The sequence below is a fragment of the candidate division KSB1 bacterium genome, assembly GCA_022566355.1.
Taxonomy (GTDB): Bacteria; Zhuqueibacterota; JdFR-76; order JdFR-76; family DREG01; genus JADFJB01.
Genome location: JADFJB010000142.1, coordinates 1 through 11,278 on the forward strand (window position 1 = coordinate 1; position 11,278 = coordinate 11,278).

General features: G+C 38.5%; 9 protein-coding genes and 1 pseudogene. 3 read left to right on the forward strand and 7 right to left on the reverse strand.

Annotation, left to right across the window (positions count from 1 at the left end):
• The 4 genes from IIC38_18120 to htpG form a co-directional block, all read right to left on the reverse strand.
• Window positions 1-644 (reverse strand): MBL fold metallo-hydrolase (locus IIC38_18120; protein ID MCH8127844.1); only part of this gene is annotated, 644 nt, incomplete at its 3' end.
• Window positions 645-688: 44 nt separating this feature from the next.
• A complete protein-coding gene (locus IIC38_18125; protein ID MCH8127845.1) occupies window positions 689-871 on the reverse strand; it encodes a hypothetical protein in 183 nt (60 codons plus the stop codon).
• 163 nt (window positions 872-1,034) lie between these two features.
• Window positions 1,035-4,109, reverse strand: a complete 3,075-nt coding sequence (locus IIC38_18130) for a xanthan lyase (GenBank protein MCH8127846.1) — start codon at window positions 4,107-4,109, stop codon at window positions 1,035-1,037.
• Window positions 4,110-4,241: 132 nt separating this feature from the next.
• On the reverse strand, window positions 4,242-6,104 hold the full coding sequence (gene htpG / locus IIC38_18135) for a molecular chaperone HtpG (GenBank protein ID MCH8127847.1): 1,863 nt from the start codon (window positions 6,102-6,104) through the stop codon (window positions 4,242-4,244).
• A 421-nt stretch (window positions 6,105-6,525) separates the two neighbouring features.
• Between htpG and IIC38_18140 the strand changes: the two genes are divergently transcribed.
• Both IIC38_18140 and IIC38_18145 read left to right on the forward strand, forming a co-directional pair.
• On the forward strand, window positions 6,526-6,978 hold the full coding sequence (locus IIC38_18140) for a phosphotransferase (GenBank protein ID MCH8127848.1): 453 nt from the start codon (window positions 6,526-6,528) through the stop codon (window positions 6,976-6,978).
• A 31-nt stretch (window positions 6,979-7,009) separates the two neighbouring features.
• Window positions 7,010-7,474, forward strand: coding sequence for a phosphotransferase (locus IIC38_18145; protein ID MCH8127849.1), 465 nt, complete (start codon window positions 7,010-7,012; stop codon window positions 7,472-7,474).
• A 277-nt stretch (window positions 7,475-7,751) separates the two neighbouring features.
• Here the strand turns inward: IIC38_18145 and IIC38_18150 are convergent, their stop codons facing one another.
• The 3 genes from IIC38_18150 to IIC38_18160 all read right to left on the reverse strand — a co-directional run bounded on the left by IIC38_18150 (window position 7,752) and on the right by IIC38_18160 (window position 9,925).
• Window positions 7,752-7,973, reverse strand: a complete 222-nt coding sequence (locus IIC38_18150) for a hypothetical protein (GenBank protein MCH8127850.1) — start codon at window positions 7,971-7,973, stop codon at window positions 7,752-7,754.
• 29 nt (window positions 7,974-8,002) lie between these two features.
• A complete protein-coding gene (locus tag IIC38_18155; protein ID MCH8127851.1) occupies window positions 8,003-8,980 on the reverse strand; it encodes a glycoside hydrolase TIM-barrel-like domain-containing protein in 978 nt (325 codons plus the stop codon).
• 138 nt (window positions 8,981-9,118) lie between these two features.
• On the reverse strand, window positions 9,119-9,925 hold the full coding sequence (locus IIC38_18160) for a hypothetical protein (protein MCH8127852.1): 807 nt from the start codon (window positions 9,923-9,925) through the stop codon (window positions 9,119-9,121).
• A gap of 396 nt (window positions 9,926-10,321) precedes the next feature.
• On the opposite strand from IIC38_18160, the pseudogene IIC38_18165 reads away from it, so the two are divergent.
• Window positions 10,322-10,685: pseudogene (locus IIC38_18165) on the forward strand (DoxX family protein).
• Window positions 10,686-11,278 lie beyond the last annotated feature (593 nt).

Sequence of the window (11,278 nt, forward strand, 5' to 3'; positions counted from 1 at the left end):
ACTAATTTCTCATATCCTACGGTTGTAGCAGGAACTGCTCCCAAAGCCTTACCGCAAGCCGACCCTGCGCCATGCCCCGGTATTACCTGCACATGATCCGGCAAAGCTTTAAATTTCTTTAAGGATTGGAACAACTGGCGTGCGCCTTGTTCTTGTGTCCCGGCAATTCCAGCCGCTTTCTCCAACAGATCGGGTCGTCCCACGCTACCGACAAATACAAAATCTCCGGAGAAAAACATGACCGGCACATCGCCCGATTGCATATCGTTTACCAAAAAACTAATATGTTCCGGAGTATGGCCGGGGGTGTGCATCACTTCAACTTTAATATTGCCAAATTTAAATAGGTCGCCGTCTTTTAAACCGATGTGATCGTAACCATATAACCAGTCGGATCCGCCCTCGGCAGATAGCAGTAGCTCGGCGCCTGTTGCTGCTTTAAGTTCCCTGGCTCCACTCAAAAAATCTGCGTGGATGTGGGTCTCAGTGATGTGGGTTATCCGTAGGTTTTCTCTATCCGCAATTTCGAGATAGGTATCAATATCCCTCTTAGGATCGATAACCAGGGCAGTGCCAGTTTCCTGACAACCAATAAGATAACTAGCCTGAGCTAATCCATCTTCATATATTCTTTGAAAAAACAAAATCGATCCTTTCCTTGAAATTGACCTGGAATTTTCCTGGCGCACTATTCCATATTATAAAGTTTTTTCGAAACGGCTTCGTATTCATCTCCTTCAATCCAAAATGGCCTATTCTCCATATCTGCAATCAATCGTGCAGAATGTGTAAATGCTTTACAAAACTTCTGCAAATATCTAAAATCAAAATTCTCATCTGCTTGGTCACCAGGCTTGTGATAATATTTCATTAGCTCATCGCCACTCATTCGTTGCATAACAAATGACCTTTAACACAGAGGCACAAAGACACAAAGACACAAAGATGATTTATTATTGGATTTATTTTTGAATGCAATCTTTGTGACTTAGAGCCTTCGAGGCAAAAATAAAACTACCCATCCAATCAAATTATTATTCATTTAATTTCAACCCATTTTTGCCGTTTAGGTAATTCAAAACGGCCTCCATGACAATCATTCTGTCTTCCTCGGAATTAATGGTTTCAAAAGGAAATCCAAAAACCACCAAATTATATAACCCAATATATCCAATGGCTGCACTAAAGTTGTTCTCGCTATATCGTAAAATAGTTTTTGATTCCTTAACTGGATCGATAGCATCCGGAGATTCTACAGTATATATTTGAGGATCATAGGTAGTATTAAATCGAAATGATTCCCGAATCGGCAAAAAAAGTGAGTCAGATGAAAATACTCCTCCTGTACGGGCCGCATGGTTAGCAGCCCAATTTAATTTAAGAATCTCTCTGCCAAATTTAACATCAGGATGATCATCTGGCTTGTTCTCAAATAAATCAGTAGCCACGTACGCTCCTGAGATAAATAAGCTGCCACCATTTTGGCAGTAATATTTGATTTTTTTTTGCAGGGATTCCGGGAATGTTTTGAATTGCGTACCGAGTAAAGTATCGCCATAGGCTTTTGGCCAGTGCGTTTCTCTTTCTTCACCTAAAATTAAATCTACAAAACCATAGTCAGATAAATCTACCAAGCTGTCCATGACAGCTTCATCACTGACCGAAACAAAGGATCGATTGTTAGCCAACATAGATTTCCCATGCACGAAAGGATAATCGAAACTATTACCCGGCACTATTCTTGTTTCATAATCCGCAGAGCTGGCTCCATGTCCAGGGGCATCGTCTGAGCGATATTCTGAGTTCAAAAAGAAATCAAATTGGCTGCCGGTAAAATTCAAATCATATTTATCCGGAACGCCATTGTCGAGAAAATTCAGGAATCCAACTGACTCACTAGTCTCAAAAGTTGCTGGTCCTGATATGCGATCAAATCCATTGATAATCAATGAAGTTGGATAATCACTTCCCAGCCAACATATAGAAAGAACTTCAGATGGAAAGCTTTCACCACCCTGGTTGACAGCCGTGACTTTAAAACTGTAAATTTCACCTCTCTGCAATTCTTTGAATACAATTTCAGGATGATCAACTAAGATCCCGTTATCAAATCCACCCTCATTTATTCTTCGATACACTATGTACTGCAAAGGATCGGCAGTGAGTTCAAGAGGATCCGTTACACCTCTCCATTGCAAGGTCACTTCAGCTGAGTCAGTGAATTCCGCATAAAAATGTGTAATGGGTAACGGTTGCACGACGTAGTCATAGCGATTTTGAAAAGCCAGGAATTTTAAGATTCCTTTGTATATTGAACGCGATGCATCAAATCGAAATCGAGGATCTAAGGCAAATTTCATATCCATAAAATTCTGGTGGGAAAGAAGCTCCAAAAGCATGCTTGGGACATTTGGCCGAAAGGCTTCGCTGTATTGAGCATCCAAAAGTGCCCGCCGATTCCATGTTAAATCATATTTTGATCTCAAATCACTAACTAATTGAGTTTGAATAAGATCGGCAAGATCTCGGTTTGCAACTCTGGAAACACCATCCGGAAAAACAAATACGGTGTCTGCGTCCTCAATACTGTAAATGGAGAGCGTGCCAATGGTTGAATCATTGCCAACAATACCAGCATCCGTGTGAAATGCCAGTGACAAATCGATTGGAATACCTAAACCCTTAATCTCTCTTTTTTTATTGGGACCAAAAGGAGCGCCCCGTAAATAATTTACATATTCAGCGCGGCTTTTGTAATCATCCTTGTAATCATCTTTGCTGTCGTGAAGATCATATACCAAGGTATCCGGCATGCCGGCAAATTGCAGATAATATCGAGCCCCTTCCATAAACCTCGGTCGGCCGCTGGTTCTTCCACCTCTTTCTATAATCCCCATACCACCTCCAAACCGTACTGCATCAGCCGTGACCCATTTCCCCGGTTGTTCACTCTGGTTCGTCAATACGACTTTGCCCGAATCCGGATGAAAACCTTGTTTGAATTTGAATCGTCCAAGATAAATCCAGGTACCCCCACCTATCGTTTGATTGACAGAAAAATCGGTTATGCCGCCTAAATGATGTACTTTATATTTAGCGTCAGTAATTCCTTCTTCAATCGAAGCAAAAGATATGTGAACCGCATAATTGCCAGTTTCCGGAATATTCGGAATCCATTCTATTTGAGCGGTTTCAGCCGTATCACTGTGTACTTTACGGTATGTTCCTTGTAAAAATGGATTGTAATTAAAAGGATATGGTAAATTCCCGATTGCGAAACCAATACTGTAACCATGCGTCCAAACCAACAAGGAGTCACTGGCCAATTCCACGTAATTAATTTCAGTAGAATCTGTTTGTGGAGAATCATTGTCCACAATAGCTTCATTGAGTTGGGTATCCCGTTCACGTGGTAAAAATAGTCTCGCCCCTGCATTTTCTAACATTGGGATCAGGTAAGGGGTCGTAAAAGACAATGGCAAGAGATCTTCAACCGTTTGGAATAATCGAGCACGCTGCCACATCCACCGGTCTTTATCGATATTGTAATAAAAACCGTGACTATGCCATAAAACAATATTTCGGTTGAATAAGCCATTGGTAGGAAGCCAGGGATGGCTATTATTTCTGACAATCGGCTTAGATCTCCCCTGTTTAATATCAGGCATTCTTTTTAAATCATATTCGCTTTGATCTTTTCTGTAAAAATTTGGAATGAGTTCTTCAATGAGTTCACGTAAAGAGTATGCAGTGAATGTATATTTTCTGAACTTTCGGCCAAGCCTTTTCTTCATACCGGCATAAAAGGCAGTTACATTTTCAGTTCGAAACGGTGCGAATGAAAATGCTTTATTAAAAAATACCTTAAGAGTCTTGGCAGGTTTATTGACTTTCAGGCTGTCTATTCTTGTGGCCGGAGAAACGGTGTAAGGATAATCTTCTTTTTGTGTGTCCCGGATAAATTTTTCAATTCTCTTATGAGCATTTTTAGATAATTTATCCATCCCGGAATAATCATAAGCTGGCTCAGAGACCATTTTTGCTGTGCAGCCATAAATCAAGAATAAACAAGTTACGGAGATTAAGGTATTCTTGATTTTATTGATCATTTCTTTGTCTTGATAAAAAGAAGCCGTGGATAAACTTACCTTGGATCAGATAAATTATTAAGCAGCAATTGGCTTGTTTGTAAGAACATAAATTTCAGGCACTTTATGAACTTAAAACTTTAGGCAATTTCTTCAACCAGTCGCTTTCTCCATAATGTTGGTCATTCGACTAACGAATTCATTTCTGGATTCCAGGTCGCCATGAATCAACAGCGTTCCTTCGTAAAGTTGCAGGATACAATTTTTAACAAAGTCATCATCTTTTTTATTTTTAATTAAATGAGATAGATTTTTAATCAATGAGTGGGAAAGATTAATTTCAAGGATTTTTTTAGGTGCGGTGAACTCTTTGTTCATCATTTTCATCATTTGTTCCATTTGTGCATCCATGCCCTCTTTACCAACAACGAGTGTTGCGGCGGAATCTACCAAACGCTTAGATTCAATCACATCTTCAACTTTATCACCCAATTTATCCTTAAAAACCGAAATTACTTCCTTTGCCGAATCTTGTTCCAAAGCTTCTGATTGTTTATCCTCATCCTGCTTTAAGTCAATATCCGCTTTTTCGATCGATTTTAGCTGCTTTTTGTCATACTCGGCAATCGATGGAAAAACAAAATTATCTACTGGATCCAATAAATAAATCACCTCAATATCATTTTTCTTGAAGTATTCCAGGTTGGGATTTTGTTCAACCGTATCCCTATGTTCTCCTGACAAGTAATAAATTTCCTTTTGATCACTTTTCATCCGGGTTGTATATTCTTTGAGAGATGTCCATTTACCCTTTTCGGTTTTAGTGGATTCAAACCGCAATAATTCTATAATACGATCTTTGTTTTTAAAATCCGAATTGACCCCGGTTTTAAACAGCGGGCTAAAATTCGAATAGAATTTATCATACTTTTCCTGGTCCTTTTTCGCCCAATCCTCAAGCATCCCGAGTACTTTTCCCGTAAGAATATCTTTAATTTTTGCCATTGCCGGGCTAGATTGAGTGACTTCCCTGGAAACATTTAGTGGCAAATCTTCCGTATCCACAACTCCTGATTGAAATCTTAAGTATTCCGGCAGCAATTCTTTGCAATCATCCTGGATGAATATTTTGTTAGAATACAAATGTAACGATTTTAGATCTTCGTCGGCAAACAACCGCAAGGGAGCAGTTTCCGGAATAAAAAGGATGGCTTTGAAGTTAACTTTTCCCTCAATGGTTAATTGAAGATGCCCCAAAGGATTATTAAAATCGTTTGATATGAATTTATAGAATTCATTTAATTCTTCATCTTTTATATCAGCTTTATTTTGGTGCCATATGGCGCTAACAATATTAATTTCTTCTTTGCCCACGTAAATCGGGAAATCCACAAAATTAGAATATTTTTTTATGATTTGTTGAACACGCCAATCTTCACTAAATTCTTCTGCAGATTTTTTTATTTTGAAAGATATCTTTGTTCCTCTTTGCTTCTTATCGAATTCCTCAATTTTAAATTTACCTTCACCGGAAGAAGTCCAAATATATCCTTTCGAATCTTTATCAGCCGATCTCGTTTCGATGGTAACCTCATCTGTAACCATGAAGACTGAATAAAACCCAATACCGAACTGGCCGATTAATTCATTTTCAAAGGGCTTGTCTTGCTCTTTTATTTTCTTTAAGAATTCCAGTGTTCCGGAACTGGCAATGGTGCCAATCCTGTCAATGAGATCTTCTTTGGTCATACCAATCCCGGTATCTTCAATTGAAAATGTCTTCTTTTTTGAATCCAAATGAATATTAATCCGAAAAGGTAAATCCGGGTTCAATAAGTCTTTGCTAGTTAAGTCTTTAAATTTGGCTTTGTTTAATGCATCCGATGCATTAGAAATAAGCTCACGAAGAAAAATTTCCGGGTGTGTATAAAGAGAATTGACAATAAGGTGAAGCAATTGCTTCATCTCTGCTTTATATTCAAACTCTTCTACATTTTGATGTGCTTTTTTTGGCATAGCGCTTTTAACTCCTTTGATAATTCCTAAACTTTAAATTAATATTTTGTTAGATTGGATTCCGTAACGTCTAATTATAATGAAGATTAGGCAATTTTTTCAAAGATTTTTAAGTAATCTAGTGTTTCAATAATATTTCCAATCTATTTATGAATGCCGACCACGCTCTCTAAGAAGAAAAACATTGACTTCTGAGCAGAGAGTCTTTAATTATGATACATGGATGGGCGAACACCCAATACATTAATGAGTTTTTTTTGTGATGATAGGAAGTTACAAGAACTTTTAATTTGAAGACATTCATGATATGATGAAAAATAAGAAAACTATTTCCGTGCACTTTTCAAACATGACAAAGGTTTCTCGGATTCAAACCACACTTCTCATGAGGGTACTACGAGCTAATTAAGACAGGATTATAATGGCCCAGTACATACAATTGCAGAAGAATGATATTCAGAGAATTGCTAACCACCATGGCCTGATAGTTGTGGATTTTAAACCTATCGAGGGAGGAGCGTCCAATTCCAGTTATGTGTTGAAAACACCGCAAAACAGATATGTGCTGACGGTTTTCGATGAGAAAACATTAGCCTATGTAGTTAAGCTGGGACAATTATTACTGTTGCTGGCAAAGTACGACTTTACTACTACACGCCTGGTACTGCTGCTTACAGAAGAAGTCACACTGGTTTATCGACAAAAACCAGTCATGTTGAAGACCTACATTTCCGGGCAGGTTTGTCAGAATATTGATGACGCCATGATGCGCCAAGTAGGAGCGGCAATGGCCAGGCTACATCAAACACCTGCGCCGGATTTCCTGCCCGATAGACACCCTTATGGCCTACATTTTTTTTTCAAAAGTCATTAGCCGTAACGTTAATCAAGCGTATGAGTCTTGGTTGGCGGAGCGGTTGGTTCAACTTAAGCTGCAGATCCCGCCAGAGTTACCCTGTGGATTAATTCATGGGGATGTATTTTATGATAATATTTTGTTCGAGAGAGGTAAGCTGAAGGCTATAATAGACTTTGAAGAAGCATGTCTTTATTACAAGGTGTTTGATTTAGGGATGGGAATTTTGGGGTTGTGTACAGAGGGAACAACATGGGTATTGAGTAAAGCTCGAGCACTGGTTATGGGATACCAACAAGTTAAAGCGCTAGAAGAGCGGGAAAAGGAGTCTTTGCAATTATTTTGTGCATATGCCGCGATTGCAACCTCTTGTTGGCGGTTCTGGAAGTACCACATCCATTCACCTACGGTCGAAAAGGCAGATGAGCATTGGCAGATGGTGCATCTTGCAGAAGAGATAGACGCTGTTCCCAAGACAAAATTTTTACATGCAGTTTTTAGTAGCAATGGATAAACCAATGACACTCTGGACAGCCCATGCTCGGCATTATGGGAGAAAAGGAACGCGCCCAGGGTGACATCTTTTCCCGATGCTGTGAACGTGGCGAATCACAACCAGGGGTTGAGCAAACTATACGGGGTTTCCATTGTCACGATCTGAACACAAGAAAAATAAATTCTATGACATATAAATATTTAAAACTATTTAACCTTGAGACAGTGATCATATCATTACTGAGCTTGTTTAAATGCTAATAGCGATGAAAGATGTGAATACGTTAATCATTAAATTAATCCCCTAGCTCAATTAACAGATCTTTCATTGTCGGCAACCAATCCACCAGATCGATCGTTGCCGGGATGACAATCTCAATTTTACTTTTCGGCAGCACTTTTATATTCCCCTCCCCTTTTGGAAACAGCGGAACTTCGATGGCCTCCCGATGGATGCCCATTTCATCCGTAACACTAAAGATCAAATTCATTTCTTTCATGCCGATTGGTTTCATCATTGCCCTTGGTTTAAAATATTATCCACCCGTTAAGACTTTCCGAACCAGTTTGCCAGTACTTTTTCTGCCGGTTTGTTTTGCGGAGTAAAATCTCTATTGCCCTCACCACCAACTCTGTCATGTTTTGGAAACCATTTCCAGAAATAAACCCCTTCAAACCAATCTTCATGCCAGAATGTTTGGAAAAATGCCTCGTAGCAATCTGCCTGTGATTGTAAATCAACTTCACCATTTCCCCTTGTTTGGCGGTTGAGCCATGTCCAGGGCTCGATAGAGGAATCCGGCGTGCTCTTGTAACCGATTTCCGTAAATACAATCGTTTTATTGAATTTTTGTGCAATCTTTAGAATTTTCTTCTTATGAGATGACCAGCCTTTCTTAAGCATCTCTACAGTCGGATATTTTTTTTTACTCAATGGAAAATAACCCTGGATGCCAATAAAATCCAGCTCATCCCAAAATTTTACTTCCTCGAATTCTTTATACCAATTTGCCGCATAGGTTAGTTTTCCATGATATACCTTTCGGATATCAGAAATTATTTTGCGCCAATTTTTCTCTCTTTCACGAACCGTTGCTCGTAATTCCGTCCCGATACAAAAAGCGGGAATATCCAACTCTTCAGCCAGTTTCGCATAATGCAAAATAAATTTACGATAATTATCAAACCAGGTCTGCCAGTCTTCTTCATTGTCCATCTCAATTTCAGACCGCCACTTTCCATCTCGATTTCTTAGCCAGATATGTGGCTTAAGCAATGTATGGATGCCAAATTCCTCGGCAATCTCAGTCGTTTTTTTAACACCAATGTCCCTTTCCCCCCACATACCTCCATTTTTACTGAAAGCCAGCGCCGGTAAATTGTATTGCCGTTGCCATCCAAATGGCGTTTGCACAATCCAGTTAACATGGTTTTTTAACAAAGGCTTAAAATCCTCCCGGGTTATGGGCTGCCGGCCCGCTACCCAGCTAACGCCCTTTTGTTTTAATCCGTTATGAGAGTGAATAACCGGTGGTGTTTCATCGGATAAATTGCCGATTTGCAGGAATGGATTTCTTTTAAAAAAAGCAAATGTGAAAATAGAAATCAGAATAATAAAAAAAATGAATAGTTTTTTTGAAGGCTTCAAAATGCTTACGATCCCTTATTTTGATGAAGGTAAAATAAATTTGCTCAGGTTTGTAATTTGGGCAAACTTGTTTTCATAGAACAAATCGACAAAGTCTTCCGTTTCCAGCAGATGTTTTTTCACCGGGGATTGATCTCTTTCGACCATGTATTTCAATTCTTTCAGATTATCTGACCACCGGAATCCGTTAAAAAATTGTGCTCCTTTAAATTGTGTTTTGTAAAGGGCATTTTTGGAATAACATGTGCCCAAATAAAGCGATTCATATTTCAATTGCGAAAAGTAATTTACCGCAGTTGTCATCATAAACATGCCTAAATTTTTTTGATAATAATTTAAATCATAAAATGCATAATAATAATAGGCCAAGGCTTTTTCTTCGAGATATAATGTAACCAAACCAACTTCCTTGGCATTTTCGGAATCATAATAAATAAGGACATGTGTAAGAATTCTGGAATTGAAAAGCGAATCCAACCGATGGAAGGTCATGACGTCTTTACCAAATTTGATGTCCGAATAAGTTTTACAAAATTTTCGCCAATCCTGTGTATATTCAAATTGATCCCGGATCAACAGCTTATATTCGATTCCATCACATTTTCGCAGTATTCTGCGATTTTCAGAAGAAGGTCGAAAGTTGTCCAATTTAATTCTAATATGACGGCACAGGTAATATTGCGTCATATCCCGATTACTGGGTAAAAACCCGTACTCAAAAATTTTCGCGGGCGTTTCTTTGGGATCGGGAATAGCCCAAATAGCATATGGAAAAATATAGTTGGGGTAATCGGATTTATACTCCGAAAATAATAATTTCATAATCCATTTCTGGGGTTATATAAATCAGGGATTCACTTTTAATTATAAAATAGCAACTCCGATATTATATTAATATTGCTGGCTTTATTTGTTAGAATCATTTCTTTTTTTCAAAAACTTTTATCTTCTGGTGAAATAGAATAGTTTGTTTTATGAAAATTCTTGCTCATAAACCAGGTAGTTGAATTAATAAATATGAAATTTTTTAAAATAACTGTTGCTAAATTGTATCTTTGTCTGTAAGTTGGTCGAAATTGACCCCGATCTTGCAGTATTTTATAGCAAAATTACAACAAGAATCCGGTCAAAAATATTTAAAAGTCAACAACAAAGATACAATTTACCTTTTAAGATCTAATTGTTTTCACATCAAAACCAATAAATTGGGAGGTTCATATGAAAGCACTAATTGATTGCTACGCAAGGATTATCTATGCCATACCGTTTGCTATATTTGGCCTGATGCACTTTATGAAAGGCGGCGATATGGCTGGTATGGTGCCATCTTTTATTCCCGGTGGTATATTTTGGGTTTATCTGGTTGGCGTGGCGCTTATTGCTGCTGCAGTGGCAATTATCATTAAAACATGCAAGATTAGCTTGTTTGTTGTTAGCGCTTATGCTGTTAATTTTTATTCTTACCATGCACATACCTATGGCGATGGAAGAAGCAACAAGGCAAATGGCTGTGTCCAGTTTATTAAAGGATTGGGGCCTTATGGGCGGAGCATTATTGTGTGCCGGGAAATTTGATAGTTAAATTAATTATTGGAACCATTTGCATTTAAATAGCGCTGACATCCATGATAGATGTCAGCGCTATTTTTGTAAAAAAACCTGGCAGGTTTCCCTTTCAAGTCTTACGCCAAGGAGATTGCCACGTCGCGGAATTTATCCTGAGCAAAGCAAGAACTCCTCGCGATGACACGCGGGTTTTTTATTTTTTCGTTTCTCCGTTCTCGATTTTCCATGTCTCCGTACTCCATCGCGGCTCGTATTTTCTCTTTAATACTTGTTACTTTGTGCCTTTGTTACTTTGCAACTTTTTCCTAGCCTCTAATCTCTGTCCTCTAGCCTCTTGAAGAAGACCCGCTACGTACTCCTGGATCTGACAACAAGCTTATTTCCAAAAGGGTAAAAGTACAAAACGTAAATTTTACAAATACGGATATATCTGAAGAAGCAGTTATGAAAACAATCGCCATTCGTGAAATGGTATCGGTAGATGGTATATTATGCCCCGTTTTCTTTTCAACGTATTTACTAACAATAGATTATCCGGAATCAATACTTAGCCTGGATAATTCATAGCCACCAAGTTATTCGGTTAAATGTCAATTTTTTATCGATTGA

Excerpts from the sequence above, each read along its gene's own strand:
- IIC38_18125 (MCH8127845.1), bottom strand. The coding sequence starts at position 871 with ATGAAATATTATCACAAGCCTGGTGACCAAGCAGATGAGAATTTTGAT.
- IIC38_18130 (MCH8127846.1), bottom strand. The coding sequence starts at position 4,109 with ATGATCAATAAAATCAAGAATACCTTAATCTCCGTAACTTGTTTATTC.
- htpG (MCH8127847.1), bottom strand. The coding sequence starts at position 6,104 with ATGCCAAAAAAAGCACATCAAAATGTAGAAGAGTTTGAATATAAAGCA.
- IIC38_18140 (MCH8127848.1), top strand. The coding sequence starts at position 6,526 with ATGGCCCAGTACATACAATTGCAGAAGAATGATATTCAGAGAATTGCT.
- IIC38_18150 (MCH8127850.1), bottom strand. The coding sequence starts at position 7,973 with ATGATGAAACCAATCGGCATGAAAGAAATGAATTTGATCTTTAGTGTT.
- IIC38_18160 (MCH8127852.1), bottom strand. The coding sequence starts at position 9,925 with ATGAAATTATTATTTTCGGAGTATAAATCCGATTACCCCAACTATATT.